The 23,893-nt window shown below is 62.3% G+C and carries 20 protein-coding genes, 1 tRNA gene and 1 pseudogene; 7 read left to right on the top strand and 15 right to left on the bottom strand.

From position 1 onward, the window contains the following. Positions 1-146: 146 nt before the first annotated feature. Positions 147-410 (bottom strand): hypothetical protein, encoded by a 264-nt coding sequence (locus ACVWVY_RS24125; RefSeq protein ID WP_456628714.1) that lies wholly within the window; start codon positions 408-410, stop codon positions 147-149. A gap of 224 nt (positions 411-634) precedes the next feature. Further along, the gene (locus tag ACVWVY_RS24120; RefSeq protein ID WP_456628713.1) at positions 635-2,209 is read right to left on the bottom strand and encodes a winged helix-turn-helix domain-containing tetratricopeptide repeat protein; all 1,575 of its coding nucleotides are present in this window, start codon (positions 2,207-2,209) and stop codon (positions 635-637) included. 156 nt (positions 2,210-2,365) lie between these two features. Between ACVWVY_RS24120 and ACVWVY_RS24115 the strand changes: the two genes are divergently transcribed. After that, on the top strand, positions 2,366-2,587 hold the full coding sequence (locus tag ACVWVY_RS24115) for a DUF1127 domain-containing protein (protein ID WP_456628712.1): 222 nt from the start codon (positions 2,366-2,368) through the stop codon (positions 2,585-2,587). A gap of 1,726 nt (positions 2,588-4,313) precedes the next feature. Here ACVWVY_RS24115 and ACVWVY_RS24110 read toward each other — a convergent pair. Then, on the bottom strand, positions 4,314-4,586 hold the full coding sequence (locus ACVWVY_RS24110) for a hypothetical protein (RefSeq protein ID WP_456628711.1): 273 nt from the start codon (positions 4,584-4,586) through the stop codon (positions 4,314-4,316). Positions 4,587-4,786: 200 nt separating this feature from the next. Next, positions 4,787-5,002: a hypothetical protein gene (locus ACVWVY_RS24105; protein ID WP_456628710.1), complete on the bottom strand. Its 216-nt coding sequence runs from the start codon at positions 5,000-5,002 to the stop codon at positions 4,787-4,789. A gap of 79 nt (positions 5,003-5,081) precedes the next feature. Between ACVWVY_RS24105 and ACVWVY_RS24100 the strand changes: the two genes are divergently transcribed. Then, positions 5,082-5,180: transfer RNA gene (locus ACVWVY_RS24100), tRNA-Ser, on the top strand. 122 nt (positions 5,181-5,302) lie between these two features. On the opposite strand, the gene ACVWVY_RS24095 is transcribed toward ACVWVY_RS24100, so the two are convergent. After that, positions 5,303-8,638, bottom strand: coding sequence for an AAA family ATPase (locus ACVWVY_RS24095; RefSeq protein WP_456628709.1), 3,336 nt, complete (start codon positions 8,636-8,638; stop codon positions 5,303-5,305). Between the two features lie 317 nt (positions 8,639-8,955). Here ACVWVY_RS24095 and ACVWVY_RS24090 point away from each other — a divergent pair, with 317 nt between their 5' ends. Then, on the top strand, positions 8,956-9,576 hold the full coding sequence (locus ACVWVY_RS24090) for a TetR/AcrR family transcriptional regulator (protein ID WP_456628708.1): 621 nt from the start codon (positions 8,956-8,958) through the stop codon (positions 9,574-9,576). Between the two features lie 39 nt (positions 9,577-9,615). After that, positions 9,616-10,146 carry a bifunctional 3-hydroxydecanoyl-ACP dehydratase/trans-2-decenoyl-ACP isomerase gene (fabA, locus tag ACVWVY_RS24085; RefSeq protein ID WP_456628707.1) on the top strand — a complete coding sequence of 177 codons (531 nt, stop codon included), beginning with the start codon at positions 9,616-9,618 and terminating at the stop codon, positions 10,144-10,146. 621 nt (positions 10,147-10,767) lie between these two features. Here the strand turns inward: fabA and ACVWVY_RS24080 are convergent. The 4 genes from ACVWVY_RS24080 to ACVWVY_RS24065 all read right to left on the bottom strand — a co-directional run bounded on the left by ACVWVY_RS24080 (position 10,768) and on the right by ACVWVY_RS24065 (position 16,182). After that, on the bottom strand, positions 10,768-11,112 hold the full coding sequence (locus tag ACVWVY_RS24080; RefSeq protein WP_456628706.1) for a hypothetical protein: 345 nt from the start codon (positions 11,110-11,112) through the stop codon (positions 10,768-10,770). A gap of 337 nt (positions 11,113-11,449) precedes the next feature. Continuing rightward, the gene (locus tag ACVWVY_RS24075; RefSeq protein ID WP_456628705.1) at positions 11,450-13,396 is read right to left on the bottom strand and encodes a putative bifunctional diguanylate cyclase/phosphodiesterase; all 1,947 of its coding nucleotides are present in this window, start codon (positions 13,394-13,396) and stop codon (positions 11,450-11,452) included. Positions 13,397-13,530: 134 nt separating this feature from the next. Continuing rightward, positions 13,531-14,547: an alpha/beta hydrolase gene (locus ACVWVY_RS24070; protein ID WP_456628704.1), complete on the bottom strand. Its 1,017-nt coding sequence runs from the start codon at positions 14,545-14,547 to the stop codon at positions 13,531-13,533. 462 nt (positions 14,548-15,009) lie between these two features. Beyond that, entirely contained in the window at positions 15,010-16,182 is a 1,173-nt protein-coding gene (locus ACVWVY_RS24065) for a cupin domain-containing protein (RefSeq protein ID WP_456628703.1), read from the bottom strand. Positions 16,183-16,509: 327 nt separating this feature from the next. On the opposite strand from ACVWVY_RS24065, the gene ACVWVY_RS24060 reads away from it, so the two are divergent. Then, positions 16,510-16,884, top strand: coding sequence for a hypothetical protein (locus tag ACVWVY_RS24060; RefSeq protein ID WP_456628702.1), 375 nt, complete (start codon positions 16,510-16,512; stop codon positions 16,882-16,884). Positions 16,885-16,899: 15 nt separating this feature from the next. Here the strand turns inward: ACVWVY_RS24060 and ACVWVY_RS24055 are convergent, their stop codons facing one another. Continuing rightward, positions 16,900-17,346: a hypothetical protein gene (locus ACVWVY_RS24055; RefSeq protein ID WP_456628701.1), complete on the bottom strand. Its 447-nt coding sequence runs from the start codon at positions 17,344-17,346 to the stop codon at positions 16,900-16,902. Positions 17,347-17,487: 141 nt separating this feature from the next. After that, positions 17,488-18,012 (bottom strand): hypothetical protein, encoded by a 525-nt coding sequence (locus ACVWVY_RS24050; RefSeq protein WP_456628700.1) that lies wholly within the window; start codon positions 18,010-18,012, stop codon positions 17,488-17,490. 315 nt (positions 18,013-18,327) lie between these two features. Here ACVWVY_RS24050 and ACVWVY_RS24045 point away from each other — a divergent pair, with 315 nt between their 5' ends. Continuing rightward, positions 18,328-18,711 (top strand): VOC family protein, encoded by a 384-nt coding sequence (locus ACVWVY_RS24045; protein ID WP_456628699.1) that lies wholly within the window; start codon positions 18,328-18,330, stop codon positions 18,709-18,711. A gap of 48 nt (positions 18,712-18,759) precedes the next feature. Here the strand turns inward: ACVWVY_RS24045 and ACVWVY_RS24040 are convergent, their stop codons facing one another. Beyond that, positions 18,760-19,209: a hypothetical protein gene (locus ACVWVY_RS24040; protein ID WP_456628698.1), complete on the bottom strand. Its 450-nt coding sequence runs from the start codon at positions 19,207-19,209 to the stop codon at positions 18,760-18,762. A gap of 230 nt (positions 19,210-19,439) precedes the next feature. Between ACVWVY_RS24040 and ACVWVY_RS24035 the strand changes: the two genes are divergently transcribed. Beyond that, the gene (locus ACVWVY_RS24035; RefSeq protein ID WP_456628697.1) at positions 19,440-19,790 is read left to right on the top strand and encodes a GrlR family regulatory protein; all 351 of its coding nucleotides are present in this window, start codon (positions 19,440-19,442) and stop codon (positions 19,788-19,790) included. Positions 19,791-19,816: 26 nt separating this feature from the next. On the opposite strand, the pseudogene ACVWVY_RS24030 reads toward ACVWVY_RS24035, so the two are convergent. The 3 genes and pseudogenes from ACVWVY_RS24030 to ACVWVY_RS24020 all read right to left on the bottom strand — a co-directional run bounded on the left by ACVWVY_RS24030 (position 19,817) and on the right by ACVWVY_RS24020 (position 23,873). Then, a pseudogene (locus ACVWVY_RS24030) lies at positions 19,817-20,169 on the bottom strand (cupin domain-containing protein). A 9-nt stretch (positions 20,170-20,178) separates the two neighbouring features. Then, positions 20,179-22,860: a PAS domain S-box protein gene (locus ACVWVY_RS24025; protein WP_456628696.1), complete on the bottom strand. Its 2,682-nt coding sequence runs from the start codon at positions 22,858-22,860 to the stop codon at positions 20,179-20,181. A 122-nt stretch (positions 22,861-22,982) separates the two neighbouring features. After that, positions 22,983-23,873, bottom strand: a complete 891-nt coding sequence (locus tag ACVWVY_RS24020; RefSeq protein ID WP_456632297.1) for a helix-turn-helix domain-containing protein — start codon at positions 23,871-23,873, stop codon at positions 22,983-22,985. Positions 23,874-23,893: the final 20 nt, after the last annotated feature.

Below are 23,893 nucleotides of genomic sequence, written 5' to 3'. Positions count from 1 at the left end.
GCCTCACTGAGCGTGTTGGTACACGAGGCTGGCTTTTCCATCTGTGACAGAAATCACCGGCGCCCCACAATGGGACTCAGCTTTGGCTACGCCAGGGCGAAACCCCTTGGCCAGAATGATCCTCGTTTGTGGATGTCGGCTTGGAGTCAAACTGAGAAGAACTCATCGATGACCACCAAGAAGACGATCGGCGCCGTGTGGGTCGCCTGTAGCAATGGAGCTACGGTTGCCGTGTCAGTAGCAGCCACGATGACATCGAGCGAGAGCGAGGTTAATTCGGCCGCATGCACGCGAAGGTCGGAATCGGTCGTGCCCCACCGAGTGTCGATCCGCATGTTGCTGCCGTCGATCCAGCCTAAGTTCGTCAGCGCTTGGGTGAACGCCGCGATGCGGCCCTGGTATTCCGGCACACTGGAAGGGGCTGAAAGTGACTTTGGTAGCTAGTCCGCGGGGCGCAGCCGATGTCCGCCTTGGGTCGGTCATTCGCGTCGGTTTGGCCGGATCACGGCGACTTCCGGTCTACCCCGGTGAACGGACATTCTCAGGATAGGCGGGCATGTCTCAAAGGTGCCAACAACGGAAGTGCCTCTTTCGATCACCTTGTTGCCATGGGCGAGCATCTGGCAGCGCGTGGTCATTCGGGCAGCCCGGCTTGCCGCAATCCTTCTTCATATCGCGAGAGATCGTCGGCCCGCCAAGGGCCCAGCACGGCTTTGAGATTGGAAACACGCAGCACGGGGTTCAGTCGCCGCAGCCGAGCCATTGCCCTATGTGCTTGCTCGGGCCGTCCGGCCATTGCATTGCTCGCGGCATCGATCCGTAATCCAGGTTGATAGTCCGGATTGTCCTGCGATGCCATTGCCGCCCACGATGCCGCCTGATCATGGCGGCCCAGGAAGAAAAGTGCATGCGCGGTCCCGCTCAGCCCTCTTGTTACCCACGGATCCAGTGGGCTCAGGCGCATGGCACGCGCGAAGCGCTCGATCGCCAGTTTCGGTTCCCCGAGGTAGATTTTCACCCAGCCGCTGTAATGCCATGCCTCGGCCAAGTTAGAATTGAGCCCCAGCGCGCGATCGATTAAGGCCGCGCCTCCCCCGAGATCGAGAACAACAAACGCCAACGCCCATCCGCTCGCGGCGAGCGCCATCGCATCATCTTTGCCCAGTTCAACCGCCCGCTGTGCGAGCCTCGTCACTTCGGCAATCTCGTTCCCTGTGACCGAAATCCAGCCATTGCCCTTGGCTATGACGTAGCAAACGGTTGCACGACCGTAGGCGGACGCAAAATCCGGGTCGAGCTCGATCGCGCAGTTGAACAGGCGCAATGCCTCGTCGTTCGCTTGCCGACTATTAAACTGATAAAGCTTAGCCAAACCGCGCAAATAGAGGGCATAGGCGTCGAGACTTTCGGTCGGCCTGCGCTTGGCACGCTCGATCTCAGCTTTTTCCACCGCTGGCGCGATCGCCCCGACAACGCTCTCAGTCACCCGGTCCTGCAGATCAAAGATGTCACTGAGCCCGCCATCAAACCGTTCCGCCCAAAGATGTGCCCCAGTGGCGGTATCGACGAGCTGTCCCGTGATGCGCACCCGGTTTTCCGCTTTGCGAACGCTGCCTTCCAACACGTAGCGCACCCCAAGCTCTCGTCCGACTTGCTTCACATCGACGGCGCGCCCCTTGTATGTGAAACTCGAGTTGCGGGCGATGACGAACAGCGCCTTGAAATGAGATAGCGCGGTGATGATGTCATCGACCATCCCGTCCGCGAAATACTCCTGTTCGGGATCACCTGACAGGTTGTGGAATGGCAACACCGCGATCGAAGGCTTATCGGGCAGCGTAAGGGCGGGTTTCGACGGTTCTACGGCGTTATCGGTGACTGCCGCGCCTGCGGCTCCCTGCGCTTCCCGCACTGTTCCGACAAAGCGGAAGCCCTTTCGCGGCAATGTTTTGATGAGGCGCTGTTCCTCGCCTGTATCACCGATTGCATTTCGCGCGGCATTCAGGCGGGTCGTGAGTGCCGTTTCGGAGACAATACGCCCGTTCCAGATGGCCTCGATCAGGTCATCCTTGCTAACGACACGCTCCCTGTTGCGGATCAGGTAGTCCAGCAAGTCGAAGACCTGCGGCGGGATAGCGACCAGTTCAGCGCCGCGAAGAAGCTCGCGGCGGTCGGTGTCCAAAGCGCAGTTCTCGAAGAGGTAGCGCAAGCTGCGTCCCCCAAGCAGCCGCCGAACGTCGGGGCCCAACACGCCGGTAAGGCAAAGATTAAGCTGCCGGTGACCAAAATGTAAGGAGCAAGTAAAGCGCGCCAGCTCATGCCCTGGCATCCTCTGGGCCGAAACAACACCCGAGGAGAGACCGCCATGAGCACGATAACCGTAATAGGACAGCCCTCCGTGTCGACCCGGCAAGTCCCTGGCTTCATCAGGCGATGCTGGAGTGCGCTTCAGGAACGACGTAAACGCGAGAAGGTGCGGGCCGCCTTGTACGCCCTGAACGGCCGCGACCTGCACGATATCGGCATTGCCCATAGCGATATCGAGTACGTGGCCTCGAACCCGAACCTCGACCCGCGAGGTATCTGACGCGGCGCGATGTCGCCCTCCTCACCTGAGCGCACACCCCGGCTGGTGATCCCTGCTGTGGGTTAAAGCTGACTTCAGCCAGAACCCGACCGCGTCTGCTGCGGGTCAAATGCAAACGTCGGCTGAGCCAGCGCGATGTCTGCTTAGGGTCACACTCGGACTTCGAGCCACGCTACAGCCGTGTCTGCTCGTCTCCCAACAGCGGACCTCGCCTGGGTCGGTTCGGTATGTCCGAAAAGTGCCAGCAGCAGTGTAGTTTGCTGCGACAGCGGATGGGGGCCCTGGGCCGTGTCGCGTTTACGGTGATGTGACGCCTGTCCACAGCCAGGAGGCCCTGTACTTTGGGGGAGCCACCATCCGCTAGAGATTGATAATTTGCCAACCAGATCATGTGGCACTCTCACCTTGTATGCTCCGACGCCCAGACGGTCTGGTCACTTCCCGGATCGCTGGGATCGCGCCCGGTGAGGGATATCTGAATGCGCGCGCCAATGGATGAGGCAATCTCCGCCTTCGTAGCGCCCGAATCGTCCTTGCAATTCATTCAGGTTCAATTCGCTGGAGTGAGCGATGGCAATAGAGCCCGCAAAACCGCGTGTTTGGACCGAAGATGAGGTCAAGCTCTTGATCGAACTCGCGCAACTGAAGACAAGTGCGCCATCGATCGCGAAGCAGCTTAAACGCCACACAGCTTCTGTCAGGCGACGCGCTTACCAACTCGGATTAATTCTGCCTGCGGGCGGACGTCAATCGCAAGTCTAGCTTCCACCGTTCGACCCTTAGGTATACGTCGGTGAGAGACCGCTCAGCGGCTCTAGAAGCAACCCGCATCTTGCGCTGATATTCATCCGCCACTTCCCGGATTTCTTACCGCGAGCCGCTTAACTAACGCTTTGTTTCTTTCAGGCAGCAGCGCGGCCAATTCGGAAACCGGAAGCGCCCCGCGTGCGGACATCGGAAGGCTGCCGCTGGATGTCCGCAAGGGACTAACGCACAACGCCGCGCCGGCCGAATATGCTGGCCGGGCGCGCCGCCGGTTACGCACTGGAGCACTGAAATTTCCTCCAGCCGCCGATTAGTCTGCAAGGGAAGTGCTAATAATCGATCATGGGTGCGTGACGTGGTTGCCCGCTATCGGATCGGGCCAAAGATTTGTCGATCGGCTCTCGCGGTCAACGACGCAGGCACTGCCTGCGACGGGGTCCGCAACGTGCAAGTCGTGATCACGAAAGCGGTCTTGTGGCACTGCCATTCGGGGCCCAGCACAGCACTGTCGATCGGCTTCGAGCGTGTCAGGGCGACCGCACCCCCGGCAAGCGCCGCGATCGCAAGTATTGCGAGCGCCAAGCTCCGCAGGGAAAAGGTCATGGCCGTTGCTCCGCGTCGTTTGGGTGCTGGACCACGCTCTGGAGGAGCAGTGGCCCAGTCGGACTGACCGTGCAGGGAGGAGTGAGGGTCACGGTCAGTCAAGCGACTAATTGTTTCGAAGCTAATCTTCATTTGGGACGCCCTGCTGGAAAATGCTTTTCACGGATATGAGCGCAGAGCTACCCGTTTTCGCCATCGCGGGGCGTGATAGAGATCACGCCGCTCGCGGAGGATCAGGTCTCGTGCTTACCTGCCGATTTCGGAAATGGCAGGGAGTGTTACGGCTGCAATGCGCGAAGCCACCCAGCCGGCTGGCGGTGGCCGTTGCGCAGTTCGGCAAGAGTGCTTTGATGTTGCCTTACGAAGTTATCGGTGAGCGGGTGGAGGTATCGAAGCCGCCGGAGGCGGTGACGCGGGCTTCCCATGCGGCATTGAAGACGTCGAGATCGTCGTAATAGCGATCACCGCGGCTGCGCCAGTTGGTGCTAAGGCGATCGCGATTGGCGGCGCGGCTGAGTGCGCGCTGCTGCTGCGCTGGCGTGAGCTGCCTGGGCTTGCGGGAGATGAAGAAGCTGAAGCAAAACCGCCCGAACCGCACAAAGTGTAGCCGGCCGAATTTCTTGTAGCTCATGCAATCACTCCGTCGCTGGCGCTGAGTAGCGCGGTGAAGGCGGCAACGAGGATGCTGGCGACGATGCCCACCACGAAGGACGGCGCGTCAATGTAGATTCGCTTCATGGGCGGCATCGGGTTTGCCCGCTTGGGTGGAGGACCATTCCTCACCTCGTGTCGGCAGATACGCCGGTCCGAGATCGGCGGCTGTGATAAGCGTCACACTCCAAAACAGGCCACTGCTAAACTCTCCAGCGGGATTCGCACCGCGCCACCGGCCTTGACGATGATGGTGACCGGGTTGCCGTCCGCCAAGAAACCGGCCAAAGACGATGGCAGCGTATGATGGCTGATCCATACGCGGGCTTTCACGACACGCGCTTCGTTGTCTTTCAGATCAACAAAGATTGGTACTGGCAGTGCATGGGGTACCAATCCACCCTCGGTCCCTATCCGACTGCCGAGTGCGCCTACAATGGCGCGCTGGGAAACGATGACACAAGCTGAATGATGTGCGGTCGAGGAGCCGGTTTACGAACGTTCTCACCGCATGTCGATCAGGATCGGATTTCGATTCCGAGGGTCGGGAGTTCGAATCTCTCCGAGCGCGCCATTAGAAACCGCTGCACAGCCACTGACCACGACCTGCCAACTCCGGCGCTTCCACGTCAGCGTCCGCAGGTGGCGCGTTTGCTCGACGGCCGACGACACGAGCTTGGCCCCGAAAATTTGCATCTATTCAAGTTGGACAAGTAGCGCTCTGGCATCGGCGAGATCGCGAACGTCGAGGCCCTCGGTGAACCAGCCATAGACCGGCGCGAGCAGATCGCGCGCCTCAGCGCACCTGCCCTGGCGCCGCCACAGGCGGGCCAGGCTTGCGGCTCCGCGCAACTCCCACATTTTCGCGTTTTGCTGCCGTGCGACCTCGATGGCTTGTTGAAACGACGCTTCGGCAGCTGCTTGATTGGGGCTGGCCAGAGACAGCACACACTCGCCTCGCAGTCGGTGCAATTCGGCCTCGTAACAGCGCTCGCCAGTCATGCTCGTCCGAGAGACCGCTTCGCTCAATAGATCCAGAGAATCCTCTCCGGAGCGCCCGGTCTCCTGCCGTGTCTCAGCATGCACGGCCAGTAACAGCGGCATGAAGAGTTCCCCTCCCGTTGCACGGTACGCCGCGATTCCCTGGTTCAACTCCGCAATGCCATCCTCGGGATGGCCCCCGCTCGCCAGGGCCCAGCCGTGAAGGCAATGGGCCGCACCAAGCCAGAAAAAAAGCCTCTGCTCGGTACAGAGAGAAATCAGCGCCTCAGATCGCTCCTGGGTCGCCTGTCGATCGCGGCGCTGGTAGTGCACGGCTGAACTGAAGATCAACGCGTACGCCAGCGTATTGAAGTGGGAAAGGTGCCCGGCATCAGCAATAGCCTCGCCGATTCTCCTGAGCCCTTGCTCCGGGTAGCCGCTGAAGAGGAGTGTCCAGGACAACCAGCAGAGGGCTGTCACGCGAGGGCTCTGGCCATAGACGAATGTGAGAGGATGGTGCTGCTCGGGATCGTAGAGCGCGAGAGCCTTTTCCAATTGCGCACGACCCAGGGAGAAGTCGCCACGGGAACAGAAGACCTCTCCGAGGAGGCCGTGGGCCGTCATCTGAGCAGCGCCGTCGCCCGATTCACGGGCCAGCCGCAGCATTTCTTCATTGAGCTCGCGCGCTGCGTCCAGTTCCGCTCTGACGAAGCGAAACCCGCGCTGCCCGTACAGCACCGGAAAAATCAGTGAGCGATCGCCTGCGCTTCCGCACAGCTCCCCCGCGCGCGTGAGCGCCGTCCCGGTTTCCGGTGCCGCATATCCCCTCACCCCCACCAACACGCTGAACAAAGCAAGTTGCAACAGAAGCTCTTGCCGGTCCCGCTCCGGGCTGGGCTGAAGGCCTGCCAGCAGTTGCAATCCCATTTGCAGCTGTGCGATCGCCTCGGGTGCCGCAGAACGCTCACTCGCCCGATGCCCGGCCCGAAGACGGTAATCGACCGCCTTCGTGATAACCTTTGCCAGCTCCCAGTGGTGCGCAAGCAATTCGGGTTTGGTTTCGGCCGTTTCCGGAAACTGCTCCTCCAGCGCGCTGCCAATACGAGCGTGCAACCGCTGCCGTTTGCTGCGCAGCAGGCTCTGGTACGCCGCTTCCTGCACGAGCGCGTGCTTGAAGGTGTAAGTCTGCGGCTGATCGGGCGTATCCTTTCGAAACAGGAGCCCAGCACGCGCGAGTTGGTCCAAGGCAGCCAGCAGTTCGCGCTCCTTCACCGGCGCGACGGTGGCCAATAACTCGTAAGAGAATTCGCGACCGATCGCGGCACCAATTTGCGCCACCTCCTTCACTGAAGCCAGGCGGTCGAGCCGAGCCATCAGACTGTCGTGCAGCGTCGCCGGGATCCCGAGCGGCGGCAACGGACCGGCCAATTCGTAATGATCGCCTTGGTCCGTGAGCAGGCCCGATTCGAGCACCATCTTCGTCAGCTCTTCCACGAACAGCGGCACGCCGTCGGTCCTCACAACGATCTGCTCAAGGATTGCGGTCGGTAGCGCCCTGCCATCGGTCAGCCGCGCCACCATCTTTGCCCCTTGAAGCCGGCTCAACCGCTCAAGCAGTAGCGACGTGACATGCGGCTGTCCGGTCCACGGGGGAACAAACTCAGGCCGGAAGGTAATAACCACGAGGACCGGCAAGCGCCGCACCAGCTCAATTGCGAGTCCCAGCAGCTCGATCGAGGTGGGATCGATCCAGTGCGCATCCTCGAACATCATCAGCACTGGTTCGCGCGCAGCCAGGCCGGCCAGTTGCGTCAGAAGGGTCTGTAAGGTCTCGTCCTTCCGCCGCTGTGGCGTCATGGCGAGCAGCGGATAGCGGTCGCCCGTCGGTATTGAGAGGAGTGCCGCAATCAGCGGCATCGCGGCGTCGACATCCAACGCGGATTGGGCCAGCAGGGCCTCGAGCTTGGACAGGCGCTGTTCGGGACGATCATCCCGGGTCAATCCGGCCGCGCGCTCGAGCTGATCAATGACAGGATGCAGCGCGCTGTCGCGGTAAAAAGGCGAGCCGTGATAGCTTAGGCGTGTATGCGGCTCATCGAGCACCCCCCGCAGGGTTTGCGCGAGGCGCGACTTGCCGATGCCCGGCTCACCCGAGACCAGCACCACTTGGCCCTCGCTCCGTTTGGCCTTGCGCCAGCAGTCGAGCAGCCGCTCGAGTTCCGGCTCGCGGCCGACGAACGGGGTCAGGCCGGCTAGCCGCCTGGCTTCGAAACGGCTCGCCGCTGCGCCCTCGCCGAGCACCTGCCACACCCCAACCCGCGCCGGGAAACCTTTCAAGCGGCGCTCGCCGAGGTCGCTGCACTCGAACATGCCGCCGAGCAGGCGGCGTGTACTCGCAGCGATGACGACGCTGTTTGGCCCTGCTTCAGCCTGGAGGCGGGCGGCGAGATTGGGCGTTTCACCGACCACTGTCTCTTCCTGCGCCGCCCCTGTGCCGATCTTCTCGCCCACGACGACCAGGCCGGTGGCGATTCCGACACGTACCTGCAAGGCGAGGTCGTGTCCCGGCGTCAGCTGAGTGACCGCCGCGACCAGACCCAGCCCCGCCCGCACAGCGCGTTCTGCGTCGTCCTCGTGCGCCTGGGGATAGCCGAAGTAGGCGAGCACGCCGTCACCCAGATACTTGGCTACGTAGCCGGAGAAGCGACCAATCACTTCGGCGCAGCACCCCTGGTAAGCCCGCATGACCTCGCTCAGATCCTCCGGGTCCAGTCTCCCGGAGAGCTCGGTGGAGCCGACAAGATCGCAGAACAGGACTGTCAGTTGCCGGCGCTCGGCCTCTGCGCCTGCGGCAGGCGATGCACTGCTTCGCTCGGCTCCGAGTGCAGCGATGGCCTTCAGGAGCTTCTTGCGTGGACCGAGCGGCAGTCCAAGCTTTTCGAGATCAGCCTCGCTGAGCTCGGGGAGCACTTCCCAGTCAATCTCGTTGTCACGGAACGTCGTCTCATAGCGGTCGAGTCCGAGGTCCCGCAGCCAGGCCATGACGTCCATGTCCACCTCCGGACTTGGCCGTAGAGGTGTTCAATCGGCAGCGAGTATAGCTTAAACCCGGATTGAGAGCCAACTTGCCACGATCAACCCCTCTCCGCCCCCAACACTGCCACACCCGCTCGCGCGCGTCGGTCCAATGCAGCATTTCGGTGAACGAAGGCAGCAGTGCCGCCGGCCAGAAGGTCGCCAGGCCGCGCGCCGCATCGATCGACCGATGGTGGGCACGCTCCGATGCGTCACGATTTCCGAAAAACTTTTGAGTTGAATTTCGGTTCAAACCGATATTGAATTGAATTCAATTCAGCTCCTGGGGCGAGATGATCGCAACGATCGCGACACGCGAAAGATTAGTCCGGGCAGCCCAGGACGAACTCATCCGGAATCATGGGCATCTCGAAATGCAGGCCGTCGCGAAGCGGGCGCAGCTTTCGGTCGGGCTGGCCTATCACCACTTTGGATCGAAGGCGGGCCTGATCGCGGCCGTTGTCGAAACTTTTTACAACCGCCTCGATGAAGGGGTTTTCAACGACGCGTGCCGGCCCTCGGAAAGCTGGGCGGACAGAGAGAGACGGCGAATAGCCTGCTATATCGCCTTCCACTACGACCACCCCTTCGCTCCCCTCGTCATCGGCGCTTTGAGCCGCGCGCCGGAGGTGCTCGATATCGAGCGGGCTTTCACCAACAAACAGCTCGCCGGTGGCGCACGCATGATCGAGGCGGCACAGCGTGACGGTTTCGTTCCCGATCACATCGATCCCCATCTCACCATTGCGCTGATGAGCGGCGGAATTCGCCAGGCCCTTATCGGTGCCCTGATGAGCGAACAGCGACCCGATCCGGAGAAACTCACGGATGAAATTTGGGCCTTCATGACCGGAGCCCTGCGCCTGACTGCTGGCGCCGGCATCAAAAAAAACGGTCGCGGCAAAGTCGCCTGACGCTGCGCAACCGCCAGCCAAACGCCGAAGGAGTTTGTCTTGTCCAACCCAAGAGACTTTCACGCTCCGCAATCGTCCTACACGAAGGAAGATCTGCTCAGATCGAGCGAAGGCGGCTATTTCGGCCCGGGCAATGCCCAACTGCCTGCGCCGCCCATGCTGATGATAGACCGCATCACCGAGATCAGCCTGGACGGCGGCGAATTCGGCAAGGGTCACGTCATCGCCGAGCTGGATGTCGCCCCTCGCCTCTGGTTTTTCGATTGTCACTTCCCCGGCGATCCGGTGATGCCGGGATGTCTGGGTCTGGATGCCATGTGGCAAATCGTCGGCTATTGGCTTGGCTGGTCGGGTTCACCGGGCAAGGGCCGCGCCGTCGGCGTCGGCGAGGTCAAGTTCCGGGGAGACATCAAGCCAGGCATCAAGCGCGTGCGCTACGAGGTCAGTATGCGCCAGGTAAGGCGCGGCAAACTGGCTGTTGGAATTGCTGACGGCCGCGTGTTTGCCGACGACGCATGCGTGTATCTCGCCAAGGATATGAGGGTCGGAATGATCGCGTCCACGACCTGATATGCGGTCTGGAAAAGAGGCTGCCGTGGCGCGTGCCGTGCCAAGCCAGCGATGCAGGGCTGCGGCAGCAGGGACCGCCGCGAACGAACAGCGCCGATCCTGATCGACCGTGGCCCGCCACACCCCTCACAGGTGAGCGCCATCAGAAAACAAGCGGGCACATCGATCAGGAACAAATCCAGATGATCGCAACCGCTATCAGGACACCCAAGCCAAGTGCGCCGAAAATCGTCGCGACGAATTCGGAAACCAGACTTGCTTGGTGTCGTACGCCAGATGACGACATGACGTTACTCCCTGGAGCCCCGCGAGCCACCGCCCGCCCCCAAGATGAACGATCAATCGCGCCTTCGGACTAAAGCCCGTGGCGACTCTTTTTAGAGGGGCAATGCTGGGGCGTTATGGTTAACAAGTGGTTAATTGGCATAAAGAGAAGCCTGCAGACCGCGCCTTGAAGGCGCGCCGCTTGATTGTGAATCGCGCGCCGGCGGTGCACGCGTGGTTTCGCCCAAAGTTCCGGAAGAGCGCCGCGCCGGCATCGTCGGCCGCTCCCGGTCTCGCCCCGGCCGCCGTCAAGGAATGGCGCCTGCTCGGCGCCACTCCTTTTCAGCGGCAGGCCGATCAGAACGTGCAGCCAAGCGCCGTGAGCGAGGCCTTCGTCGCATCCAGGGTCTGCTTGCAGGTCGCTTCCATGGTCGCCTTCGTCGACGGATTCTTCGCCATGTCGACCCATGCCTTGCGCGTCTGGTCGATCTGCGTCTTGTACATCGCGCGCTGTGCCTCGGGGACCTTGGAGCCGATGCAAGCGTCGTATTTGGTCAGGAAGTCGTCACAGGGGACGATCCCCGTGCTCTGCGCGTGGGCCGTGGTGACGCCCGCGAGCAAGGCTATGCCCGCCGCGAGTGACAGCACCTGTCGGCGGTTCGCGCTCGAACCTGCCACGGCCTTCGATGTTGCTTGACGCATAACTCTCATTCCTCTGTAACGACTGAATAATTCGGATCGCCGGCAAGCGCCCGGCGTCGCCCGTATCTCCCCGATCTATCCGCAAAGCGTCGCGCGTCGACAACCGGTCGGCGTTGCGGACGTTGAGCAGTTCAAGCGTTGAGTAGTTCGAGGCGAGACCGGGCACCATCGTGCCGGCAACGAATAATTGTTCCGTCAATTTGGCGACATTAAGGGTGACGGCGTGGTGACATTGCGACGGCCGCTCGATCGATGACAGGCTGTCGCCATCATGTTGCGGTGCTAGCCCGTTGCACTGAACGGCATCGTAGCTGCGGCATTAGCCGTTGATCGAATCTCACCCGGCCGCAGCCATTCGCGGATTATCCGGCAGGCGGTAGTTGCCGATGAAGGTCTCGACCTCGCTTTGCGGCATCGGCTTCGCAAAGAAATATCCCTGCATCGTCGAGCAGCCGAGACGGCTGATGATCTCGACCTGCTCTGCCGTTTCCACACCTTCGACCACGCAATCGAATTTCAGGTTGCGGCACAGGTCGATCACCGTCTTGACGATGTTGCGGGCGTTCTCCTGCGTCGCGATGTTGCGAATGAAGCCCCGGTCGATCTTGATCTTGTCCAGCGACAATTGATGGACATAACTGAGGCTGGACTGTCCCGATCCGAAGTCGTCCAGCGCCACCTTCAATCCCATCGATCGCAGGATCCTGAGCGAATCCTGCACCTGCTCGTAATCCTGCATCAACGCCGTCTCGGTGACCTCGATGATGATACGGCGGGGATCGATGCCGCTGCTTTCGATGAGGGCGACGGTCTGCAGGATGGTGACTTGCGAGATCAGGTCGCGCATCGACAGATTGAAGGACAGGGAGATATCCTCCGGCCAGGAGCGTGCTGCAGCCAACGCCTTGCGCAACAGGACCTGCGTGATCGTCCCGATCAGTTCGGTGCGCTCCGCGACAGAAATGAAGACGTCCGGAGGGACATCACCGAGTTCGGGATTATGCCACCGCGCGAGGGCTTCGAAGCCGACCAGCCGCGCCGTCCCCACATTGACGATCGGCTGAAAGTGCAACGACAGTTCCGCGTCGAGATCGATCCTTCGCAGCGTATGTTCGATGGTGCTCAGCTTGCGGATTTCGACTTCGTGCTCCCTGGAGAAGATCACCGGCCGGCCGCGGTACCTGGCCTTGGCGTGGTAGAGCGCGTAGTCGGCGCGCTCGTAGAGCAGCTCCGCCGTCGTGCCGGCATCGGGTGCAAGTGCAAATCCCACCGAGCCGCCGATCTTGGCGACGATTCCGGCGACGGAAAACGGCGCGTCGAAAACGGAGCAGACCTTCGAGCCGACCGCTAGAACAGCCTCGGGATCGAGGTCCGCATCGACGATGATTCCGAACTCGTCGCCGCCGAGACGCGCGATGAATTGGGTGTCACCGGAAAGCTCCAGCAGGCGCTGACCGGTTTCCTGCAACACCCGGTCGCCGACCCCGTGTCCGTAGAGATCGTTGACCGCCTTGAAGCCGTCGAGATCGAGCACGCCGACGACGAATCTGTGGTTCGCCGTTTTCGCCTGTTCGGCGAGAACCGACAGCCGGTGGAAGAACTGGCGCCGGTTGGGCAGATCGGTGAGGCTGTCGACATTGGCAAGACGGAAGTTCTCGTTGCTGAGACGCCTGGTCTCTATTTGACCATTGACCATCGCGGCGAACTGCCCGGAACAGATGATCAGGATGTAGATCATCGCGACCGTGACCAGGAGCAGGTTCAATCCGATGGCGATATGAACCACGTCGCCGCTCGCAAGCAGAAAAATCACGAACGGTGCGATCACCGTGCCGGTCAGGGTCAGCGCCGCCGGGCGCACATGCATCAGGCAGAAGATGCAGCTGACGACCGTAATGCCGACGAAGAACAGGATATGGCCGTGGCGGGAGGTGTCGCCATACGGAAACAGGCTCAGCGCCCACGCCAGGAACGCAAAGCCCAGTGCGCCGCCCAGCAGCACCGTCGCTCGCAGGGTGCGGGCCGCGGCCTTCGGCTCGACCACGCGGTCGCGGCGTCGCAGCCAGATCAGGCAACGGATCGCGCAAGCTCCGACCAGAAAGCCAGGAAACGCAACGGTCAGGCTTGGGGGCGCGATGCCCAGATGTGTAAACGCCAACGCAATCGAATTCACGCTCAGGATAAAATAGAGCAACGGGACCTGCCGCGAAAACGCCGCGAGCTGCGCGCCCATCAATTCGTGATTTTCGGCATCGATCCGAAATAACTTCGCGATACTGTTCATGAGGTAGCCAAAAAGACTCAACCTCATCGATCGTGCCGCAAATATCTTAAATATCGATCCCTGCGGGTACCATGGCGCGGCGCGGCTGGTTAACAGCTCGCTAAAGCGCCGAAAACAGATGCTCCGGACGCGCTTTACGCGGCTGAGGTGTCGATCGAACGGCGTATCACCCGCCGCACTTCGGCATTGGACAGGAACAAATCGTGGTTGATGACGCCCCAGCCTGCGTCGGACGCATCGATGACGCGCACCCCGAGCTGCTCGATGGCGGCCTTCTCGGCGGCGCCGACTCGTGTCATCCCGCCGGCTATTCGCCCCGACAGCGCCAGCGCGCGGTCGTTCGTCGCGGTGACGACGGTGATCTTGCGGCCGATGGGACCGATGCGAACAACCGCCGACGAGAATACGTCCATGTCGATGTCAGGTGAGGCAAACACCACCGCCCCGATCTTGTCTGCAACGCTGTCGCCATTTCGCGCATAGAGCTGGCGCAGGCTTTCGAGCGTCAGCATGGTGCCCATGCTGTGCGCGACGATGTGAACGCGGGCGGTGCCGGGAGTCGTGACGACGGATTGAAGCACGCGTTCGAAGCCATCGCGGGACCACATCGCACTTTCGCGGTCATAGGCGTAATCGAACAGTCCCGCCTTGGACGGCCACGAGAAGACCATCGTCTGGCCGCGGAATTTGATGCCGTCGGCGAGATGCGCGGCATCGAGCGCCGCCGTCTCGAATGTCTGCTTGAAACCGTGCACGTAGATCAGGACGTCGCCGCTTCCCTGAGCCAAGAGATCGCTGACCTCGCCCGACACCGGTTCGACCGCGTCGAGACTCCAATCGCCCAGACCGGCTGCGGCGAGCGAAAAACGGCTCTCGTCAGGCGCCACCAGCTTCGCCCGTGCCACGGTCATCCTGGTGGCGCGCTCCGGCCCGAACCAGGGTTTCGTCCGCCCACCGTTCACCGGCTTGCGCGTGGTTGCGACGACCATTGTCGGTTCCGCCGTAAGCGATGACGCATCGTAACGCGCGCCGGTCGCGCCCAGACTGGCGCATCCACCGAGCGCGAGCACGCTGGCGGAAGACGCAATCCCGCGCAGGAACGCGCGGCGGGACGTAAAAGTCTCGTTTTGCAGCAAATGTCGGACGATCACATAGAACCTTTGGGAATACCGCGTCGCAGAGCGGGCCCCGCAGGTCTCCCGAACTAGGATGGCGAGAAAAGGGCGGACGATGGCCTCGATTGTCCAGTTCCGTCGCGATTCCGTGATCCGCGGGCACCGCAACGAAACCATTTTGAGCCGTTCGCGAAGCGCTCCGGAAACAAACAGCCACTACGGTCGGGCCAGCAGAACGAACGGGGTTAGATCATGTTGGTATCAGTACTCAACCTCATCTACCGCCAATTTCTCAAGCGTGCCCTTGTCGGCATGACAATACAGGGAGGAAGGCTATGACCGAAGTCGTGACAGCGTTCCTCATCTTCGTCAGCATCGGCGTGTTTCTGGCCCATGCGTTCGACGCCTATCGTTTGCGTTAGATCTCTCCCACGGCACGCAAACATGACTGGGCCGCGAGATCAGCCGACGTTTTGATGCGCTTCTGGCGGCCCTCTCCTATCGGGTTCTATCCTTGCCGGCGATGAATACGTCGCGGTCCGGGAATTTTTCAAACACTTCCGGCGGCTGGCCGAAATTGGTGGCGAGTACGTCCTTTGGATTTGCTGCGACCCATTGCGACAGGTCGATGGTCTCGTAGATGCCCGCATTGAATCCGATCAGGATGCGCGCACCTCCGCTGCCGACATTCTCGATCGAGTGGCCATAGCCTTGCGGGATATAGCCGACGTCACCCTTCTGCAATCGCTCGATCCGGTAGCGGCCGTGAGAGCCGAACAAGGTGACGCTCACCTCGCCCTCGACGACGTACTGCCATTCATCGGCGTTCGGATGCCAGTGCAGTGTCCGCAACGCACCGGGATCGAGATCGAGCACGACGCCCGTGATCGTCTTTGCAATCGGGAAGCGGCTGGAATCGACGCGCCACTCGCGGCCGCCCGGATAGGTCGCATGCGGCGGCTGCGCCAGCAGGCGGTATTTGTGGGTCTCCGGCGGCAGCTTCCAGCCCTGCAGCGGCACCGAGGGCTCGGCAGGCGGCAATGCGCCGCGCGCGAAATACACTTCCTCCTTCGGAAACGTTGCGAACGCAGCTTCAGGCAGGCCGAAATTCTTCGCCAGCAGCGCCGGCGGCGTATGTCCGACCCAGTCGGTGATGCTGAAGGTGCCGAACTCGGAGAAGTAGCCGTTGTCGAAGATCAGGATGAAGTGACAGGGCTTGTCGCCGAGGCATTGCAGCATGTGGCCGTGGCCGCGCGGGAAGTACCAAACGTCGCCGGGGTCGAAATCGTTGGTCTCGGCGAGGCCGCCTGGGTCGACGACGGTGGTGCGGACGCGGCCCTCAAGAACGAACGCCCATTCGGCCGCGGTGGCGTGCCAGTGCAGTTCGCGCATCGCGCCGGGCTCAAGCCGCATCGAGACGCCGGCGATCCCCTTGGAGATCGGCAGTTGCGTAACCGTCGCCTCCTTGCCGTAACTGTTGCCGATGACCTTGCCGTCCGACTTCTCCAGCGCGAATTTGAAGGTCGGCAGGTCCTTGCCCGCGAGCGTTGGGTCAGGAACATTGTTCATGAAACTCGGATCGCCACCGGCGGCCGGCTGGGCCCCACCCAGCGCTGCCAGCGAGGCCATGCCGGCGGCGGCCAGAAATTCTCGGCGTTGCGGATCGGACATGGTGCTCTCCCTGCGGTCCAGCGAAATGCTCCGACGACGGCGCCCCATGCGATCGCCGAAGAAGCGCCTACTAGACCACAAAGTTGGCGTTGGCGGATGGGGTGTAAGCCGCCGGGCGCCCCAACCCAAAGGTCAAGCGAGGTCCGGCCAACACCCTCCGGGCCGTCCGAGGCTCAATTGAATGGCTATTAAATCAACAGGTTAGACAGACGCTCGGGGATGATGCTAGAGAACGCAGGCGCGCAGCGGGATTTCGATTCCGAGGGTCGGGAGTTCTGGTCTCTCCAGGCGTGCTCGTTCGGCTTACGGCTATTCGGACATTTCGACATGAAAAAAATCATCCTGACGCTGTCGATCCTGTATCCGGCAGCGGCGCTGGCTCAGGGGACCGCCCCCGCCAATCCTCCGTCCATTGGCGGCAAACCGCTGGTTGTGGTGGGCGCGAAGAAATCAGCGGCGGGCAAGAAGGAAAAAGAAAAGCCCTTGTCGCCCGCTCAGAAGCTGCAGGCCTGCCTGGACATCGACGATGCGACCAAGGAACGGCTGAATTGCTACGACGCGATTTATGCGCCGCAGCCCAAGCCGAAGGCGCCAGCAGCGAAGGGGGTCAATGACTGCCGCTTCCTCAAGGAGGAAGACGAGCGGCTGACCTGCTACAACGGTTTTGCGGATAAGATTCCAAAGCTGCCGCGCGCTAACTAGATCAGGCGGCGCACCCTACCAGGTGCTGTTCCAGTTTGAGCCGCCGAAAAAGCCGAAATGCGACTGCTGCGCGACCTGCGTTGGCTGGGCGGGACGGTTCCTGACGATCTTGCGCTTACGCGGAACCTGCGACTCGGGCTTCTTTGCCCCTGCCGGAACGTACTGGGCATAGGTGTCCCGCACGCGGGCTTGGGCGGTGGCGTCGGCCAAAGGAGAGGCCGCCGGAGCAGCAACACTAACAGCGGCTTGGGCAGCCTGCGGCGGAACAATGGTCGGAAGGCTGGTATCGTAGACCACCCGCTCCGGCGGCTTTTGGTCGGAACGAATGCGGACCACGGTCTTATCGACCGAAGGAGCAGCCTGGCTGGCCACAACAGCCTGTTGCGGGACAAGCGCATCAATCGCCAACAACAGCGCGAGCAGAACTCCGCCGACAAACAGAAAATAGCGCGCTACGGGCATTGATCTCGCTCCCCCCGCGCGAGTACTGCGCGGCACAATCGCCTAACGGGCGACACACCAGTTAGTTCCTGCCCCACCGGTAAGGTTCAAAGACGGCGATCACATTTTCGGGTGCGGGAACGCGCGCTTGATCGCCCAGGGTTAAATTCGGCTGGCCGTCACCACTGAACATTTCGCCTTATTTGCGTTGACGTTGACGAACCCTACCAGCATGCCGGCGTAGCGCTTCCGGCTGTTCATGTTCACGGTATCGGGAACGATCCGCCTGCGGTCAGTCAGATGGCTGCCGTCCCGGCGGGCGAAGGTGCAGGCGATTTCGATATCCCTGACCGCGTAGTCATTGGCGTTGCGGAGCGTGAAGGTCACCAGCGCCTTCGAGCCGAGCCCGCCCCTTCGCCACGACTGCGAAATAATTTTCAGGCCGTCGAGCGGCGACGTGGCGGGCGCCACCGTTTCCGGCGGTACGATGTCGCCAGGCGCGGCAACAGGGCTGGCATCGGCAGGCGCCGGGCTCGACAGGGTCCCGGCTGTGTCGTCCGCGCGGGACGTATCTTGCGTAACGCGGGTAACCTCAGGTGATGTCGCGGTGGAATGGCCCTCGGCATCGCTTGCTTGCGGGAGCATCAACCATATGGCGCAGCCAGCGATGGCGATGGCCGGCAGCACGGCGAGCCGCGCCTCGGACTTTCCGAACGACCACCCGGCGATTCTCATAGCCGCGCCCTCACCCGGCAGCACCGGCGATTGCCGTGCTGCACACGAAAAAGCCATACGGGCGACCCGTACGGCTTCCGTCACGACCGCCGCTGTACGGATCCCGCCGCTCGACAACAATCACCCGGGGCAGAAATGGTTTCATGCCACCTCTACAATATTGCGGCGGCCGCGCGACCGGGATGGAATTGCGGATGCGCGGCGGCTACATTGGCCGCGCCGCAACCGGCCTTGAGCGCCGCAATAACAATAATGGGGGAGACTGAAATGCCGAACGTTATCTGGGACCATGTCCATTTGCGCAGTCCTGATCCCGAGGCGACCGCGGCCTGGCTGGAAGACGTTCTGGGCGGCGAGATCATCCGCGGCCCCGGGCGGATCGACGTCAAACTCGGCGGCGCCAATGTGTTCATCGCGCCGGTCACCACCGGCGACGGCGTCAACACCCCGCCGGTGACGCCCTATCAGGGTCTCGACCATTTCGGCCTGACCGTGAAAGACATCGACGCGGTCGCGGCCGAGATCAAGGCCAAGGGCGTCGAGTTCACGAAGGAGCCGACCACCATCCGGCCCGGCGTTCGTATTTGCTTCATCCGCGGGCCGCAAGGCATTTCGATCGAGCTCCTGGAGCGCGACAAGAAATACGCATGACTCCACTTTCGCCGAGTATGACGATCGGTCCGGGCCGGTGCTCGCGCACTACGTCATGCTGCCCGGCATGAAGCAGCGGATGCTCAATCCCTGATAGCCGCGGATCGGCCAGACCATGGTCCGCCCCACCCGGTTCGGCTCGGTGATGACGGCATCCTCGGGAACGTCGTGCCATTCGCCGTCGATGCGGACGCGGTAATGCCCGCTTTTCGATTCCCAATCCACGTCGCTGACGGCACTGCCGTCGGCGTCGGAACAGCATGGTCCCTTCCCGCTTCTGAGACTATCGAACCACTGCTTCAGTGGTGAGTTGGCGTAGCGGCCGTCGGGATCGCGGGCCGCGCCGGGATCGGCGGCCAGCGGCAACATCAGCAACATCCCGCCGACGATCAGCGGTCTTTTCCAGCGGCCTGCGCGGTGCCGGCCGATGGTTTCAAGCGTGCAATTCTCTGCGTATGGGCGCGGCACGTGGCCGCCGGAATTCATCCAGTTGGTCACCTGTTTCTCTTGCTCCAGCACCCGCCGGCCGGTGCCAGACCAAGTTATGCATTTCACGGGCCAACCTGATTCAGTCCACCGTCCTCGTGTCACGTCGGAGTGGTACGCTTCGCGCTTGCTTCCTGTACGGGAATTGGCAGTCAACCTGACGCGTTGACGATGCATGCCGCGCTTTGGCATAACTTCCTTGACCGGCTTCCTTGGGCGCGGCGGCCGGCAGCTGGGACCTCATGAACAACGGGCTCTATTCGATCCACGTCACCCTGCTGGATGGGCGCACCGGCAAGGGCAGCGGCGTCATTCTGTTCCGGGATGGCCAGATTCTCGGCGGCGACGCCTATCTTTTTTATACCGGCAGCTACACCGTGAAGGGCGATACCTTCAAGGGCGAGGTCCTGGTGCAGCGCCATACCACCCCGCGTGACAACGACAATCCGCTATTCGGCGGACCCAGTCCGGTTGGCATCGGCGTATCCGGAACCTTCACTGACACCCGCGGCAGCATGAATGGAACCGCGCTGGTCGGCAAAGCGAGCCAGATCTTCGGCGCCACACTGCGCAAGCTGGCGGATATCAATTAGCCGGTCCGCCGATCATCGGTGGATTATCACACAGTCCTGCGCGGTGCGGCTGTCACAGCATTTCCGGTGTTTGGCGTGCCGGTCGGCTCGATCAACAGCAGATGCACCTCTTCCCTAGCAACGGGCCGATGCTCGACGCCCTTAGGTACCACGTACATCTGTCCCGGCCCGAGCGTGATGGTTCGATCGCGAAGTTGAATATCCAGCATGCCCTTCAGAACGAGAAAGAAATCGTCCGTATCGTCGTGCTTGTGCCAGACAAACTCGCCCTTCACTTTCACGACCATGACGTCGCAGTCGTTGAATGGGTCACCGTGCGGGGCGACCAGTGCTCGGAAAACGTGGACAACTTTTCTGACAGATCGATTGCACTGGACATCGGAGGCCCCTATTCCGCCGCCTGTTCCAGCGGCGCGGTGCGCGGCAGGACCATCTGGATTCGCGTGCCGCCACCCAGCTGCGAATCGAGATCAAGTCGGCCGCCCAAGCGTGTCGTCACGATGCTGTAGACGATGTGCAGGCCGAGCCCGGTGCCGCCCTGGTCGCGTCGCGTGGTAAAAAACGGATCGAACGCGCGGCGGCGCACGTCGAGGCTCATGCCGATGCCGTTATCCGAGAAGATGATCTCGACATTGTCCTTGCCGGACTCCCGCACCTGGATGTCGACCGTGCCGGGCTTGCCGTCCGGGAACGCATGCGCCACCGAATTGAGGAACAGGTTGGTGAGCACCTGTCCGTACGGCCCGGGATAGCTGTTCATTATCAGGTTGGGCTGGCACTCGACATTGAGCGTCAGATTGTGTTTGCGCAAGCCGGGCCGCAGGCTCATCACCACCTGCTCGGTGAGATCGCCGAGGTCGAAAGAGCGCTGGTCGGAATAATTGCGGTCAGCGGCGACCTGCTTGAACGACTGGATCAGCTCGGCGGCGCGGTTGAGGTTGGCGACCAGCTGCGACGATGCATCGCGGCTGGTCTCGAGAAAATCGTTCAGGCTGGAGCGCCGCAGTTCGCCGCGGGCGACCTCGGCGGCAAAGTTCGACGTCTTGCGCTCCAGCGCGGACGCAACCGTCAGGCTGATGCCGACGGGATTGTTGACCTCGTGGGCTACGCCTGCCACCAGCCTCCCCAATGCGGCGAGCTTTTCAGCTTCGATCAGCGAATTCTGCGTCTCGCGCAGGTTCCGCAGCGCCCCCTCCGCTGAATCCTTGGCCTTGCGCATTTCGAATTCGACGCGCTTGCGCTCGCCGATGTCGAGCGCAACGGTCACGATGTTCTCGATCTCGCCGGCCGTATCGAGAATCGGCAGCTTGTTGACCAGCCATTGCCGCATGTGGCCTGCGGCATCCTGGTATTCCTCCTCGTAGAAGCCGAGTTCCTTGCCGGCGGCCAACACCCGCTTGTCGGGCTCGCTGGTCTTTCCCGCGCCGTAGCGCGACATCAGATCAGCGGTGGTGCGGCCGATCGCATATCCCGGCTCGACCCCGAAAATGCCGGCCATATAGCGGTTCATCAGGACGTAGCGGAGCTCCTTGTCCTTGACGTTGATGACCGCAGGCACGGTGTCGATCACCATTTGCAGCAAGCGGCGGCCTTCGGCGATCGCATCCTCGGCGCGCTTCTGGTCGGTAATATCGCGCACCGTTCCCTCGTAGCGGACGATGACGCCGGCCTCGTTGTGCACGGCGCTCGCGCTGTCGGAGAGCCACAGCACCGAGCCGCTTCGCGTGCGAACCTGGTACTCATACTCACGGATCATGCCGTCGCGCTGCATCAGCCGCTCGTATTCCGCCCGCGCCTCGGGATGGACATAGACCGCATCCGCGATGTCGCCGATGCCGTTGATCAGATCCTGCGGCGTGGCATAGCCCATCATCCGCGCCAGCGCCGGGTTGGCGTTGAGCAGCGCGCCGCCGGGCGTCGTGACGTAAATTCCGTCGACCGAGGACTCGAACAGCTTGCGGTAACTTTCCTCGGCGAGCCGCTGTTCGGCGAGCGCGCGCACCGCTGCCTCGCGCGCCGCGTCGGCGTCGACCAGCGTCTGGCGGAACACTTCGGCCGCGCGGGCAATGTCGCCGATCTCGTTGTCCACGTCGGTCGCCGGAATCGAGGCGCTCTTCTCGCCGCCGGCCACCGCACGAATCGAGTTTGCGATCGCAGCAAGCGGACGCACGGTGCGGCGAACCACCAGCAGCGAGGCGAAAAGCCCGATCAGCACGCCGGCTGTGCCGAGCACGATGCTCTGCCACTTGGCTTCGGCGAGCGTCCTCGCAAAATCGCGGGCGAGGACACGACCCCGCCGCTCACTGACCTCGCGCAGCAATTCCGTCACACGCTGGATCAGCCGGCCCTCCGCACTCAACACTTCCTTGTCGATATCGGAGATTTGCAGTTCGCGGGTCGATATGTTGCCGATCGCCAGCGCATAGTCGTCGACTGCCGCGCGCAGGTTCGGATCCGCGATCGTCAGGGAGCGCATGCTTTGCGCCGCTTGTTCGGCCGCCGACGGGTTATGTGCCAGCAGCGCTGAGGCGATCCGGCTTTGGCTCTGAAGCAATGCCGATGCGATCGCGGGATCGATCGCATCGGCAATCGCTGCATCGAATTTCTCGCGCAAGGGCGGCAAGGCGACGATCATTTCGGCACGGCGGTTGATCAGCGAGGAAATCCGCTCGATGCCGCTGCGGTAGGTCGACAGGCGTTCGGATACGCCGTCGATCATATCCTGCTGCTCGGGAGCGAGTTCCAGGCGCGTCTTCTTTAGGACCTCGCTAAGTGCCGTGGCGGCTTCGCCAACCTGAAGCGACTGGGTGCCGGGATCGGTGACGAAATCCCGCGCCGCGAGCCGCAATTCGTTCATGCGGCGGTCGATGTCCTCGGCCATGTTTCCGACGCTCTGCAGCCGCTGCAGCTCGGCAAAGGTCGAATCGATGTGGCGGATGGCGATGACGCTGGCGGTCGAGGTGATGATGATCACCGCCAGCACCAGCATGAAACTGCCGAATGTCAGTTGGCCGATCGAAAGCGAGAACGATCGCGGGGGCGGCGAATTCGGCGGCGTTTCAGCGGTCATGTGGGTCGGGGCCGGGCTCCAGTCGGGCGCAATATACGATGTATTTCGGGCCGTGGGGAACATGCCGGCGAGTGGTTAATGGCGGCAGGCCGGATTCCGCAGCCAAACGGACCGCGGCCCGGTTACACAGCCCTGTCGCACTTGGGTCGCCCCGGTCTCAGCGCCCGCGCCAAGTCTGACGGCATCATGCCGAACATGTCGCGAAATGCGCTGGAGAAATGCGCCGAGCTGGCAAAGCCAGCGGCGTGGGCCGCTTCCGTCAGGGAGGCGCCCTCGGCGCTGGCACGAATAGCCGCGCCCAGCCGGTTCCAGAGGCGGTAACGCCGCAACGGCACGCCCGTCTCCGCCTTGAATAGGTGGAGAAACCGCGACGGCGACAGGCCGGCCCGCGCCGCCAAGGCCGTCAGGTGGGCGCGCGCTGGTTCATCCCGCATATGCTGCAGTGCTGCAGCGATGCGCGCGTTGGTTTTCCCGCGCACCCCGACACCCAGCAGTTCGCCGAGCAATGCGCGTCCATCCTGCGCCGCTAACCGGCTTTCGGCGAGGCCGGTCATGATTTCGATCACGGCGGACTCGTCCTTCAGGTCGAAGGCGGCCCGCGGCGTTGTGTTCGTCATCCGCGCGATCAACGCCTTGAGGTCGCGCCCCAACGGATCGACATAGAGGAATGCCATCCGGCCCCGTTCGATGCGCAAATGGTGCAGGCTGTTGGGCAGGATCAGCACGCTGCGTGCTGCGCGATAATGCGTCGTGCGATCTGCCGGCTCGTCGGCGACTTCGAGCTGATCATCGAGACCGACGGCTAGCACTGCGGTCGCATTCCGGTGCGGCGTCAGCCCGAAGGCCGGGCCGAGGTACAGCGCCCGGCCGCCCCACCCGATCAGTTTCGCCGCCGCCATTGCGCACATAGCCAGTTCTTGAAAGCCCGGATTGTCGGGCAGATCTAACGTCAGGGATGACAACGATCCGCGAGGGCGACAAGGATGGCAAATAACCGGTCTGAGATCGAGCACCAAGCCGCGATTGAGCGCAC

This window comes from Bradyrhizobium sp. URHC0002 (genome assembly GCF_054059515.1).
The sequence above is the reverse complement of the archived record's forward strand: the minus strand, read 5'-3'. Positions and strand labels throughout refer to the sequence as shown.

Excerpts from the sequence above, each read along its gene's own strand:
- ACVWVY_RS24115 (WP_456628712.1), top strand. The coding sequence starts at position 2,366 with ATGAGCACGATAACCGTAATAGGACAGCCCTCCGTGTCGACCCGGCAA.
- ACVWVY_RS24110 (WP_456628711.1), bottom strand. The coding sequence starts at position 4,586 with ATGAGCTACAAGAAATTCGGCCGGCTACACTTTGTGCGGTTCGGGCGG.
- ACVWVY_RS24095 (WP_456628709.1), bottom strand. The coding sequence starts at position 8,638 with ATGGACGTCATGGCCTGGCTGCGGGACCTCGGACTCGACCGCTATGAG.
- ACVWVY_RS24090 (WP_456628708.1), top strand. The coding sequence starts at position 8,956 with ATGATCGCAACGATCGCGACACGCGAAAGATTAGTCCGGGCAGCCCAG.
- ACVWVY_RS24080 (WP_456628706.1), bottom strand. The coding sequence starts at position 11,112 with ATGCGTCAAGCAACATCGAAGGCCGTGGCAGGTTCGAGCGCGAACCGC.
- ACVWVY_RS24075 (WP_456628705.1), bottom strand. The coding sequence starts at position 13,396 with ATGAACAGTATCGCGAAGTTATTTCGGATCGATGCCGAAAATCACGAA.
- ACVWVY_RS24065 (WP_456628703.1), bottom strand. The coding sequence starts at position 16,182 with ATGTCCGATCCGCAACGCCGAGAATTTCTGGCCGCCGCCGGCATGGCC.
- ACVWVY_RS24060 (WP_456628702.1), top strand. The coding sequence starts at position 16,510 with ATGAAAAAAATCATCCTGACGCTGTCGATCCTGTATCCGGCAGCGGCG.
- ACVWVY_RS24055 (WP_456628701.1), bottom strand. The coding sequence starts at position 17,346 with ATGCCCGTAGCGCGCTATTTTCTGTTTGTCGGCGGAGTTCTGCTCGCG.
- ACVWVY_RS24045 (WP_456628699.1), top strand. The coding sequence starts at position 18,328 with ATGCCGAACGTTATCTGGGACCATGTCCATTTGCGCAGTCCTGATCCC.
- ACVWVY_RS24035 (WP_456628697.1), top strand. The coding sequence starts at position 19,440 with ATGAACAACGGGCTCTATTCGATCCACGTCACCCTGCTGGATGGGCGC.
- ACVWVY_RS24025 (WP_456628696.1), bottom strand. The coding sequence starts at position 22,860 with ATGACCGCTGAAACGCCGCCGAATTCGCCGCCCCCGCGATCGTTCTCG.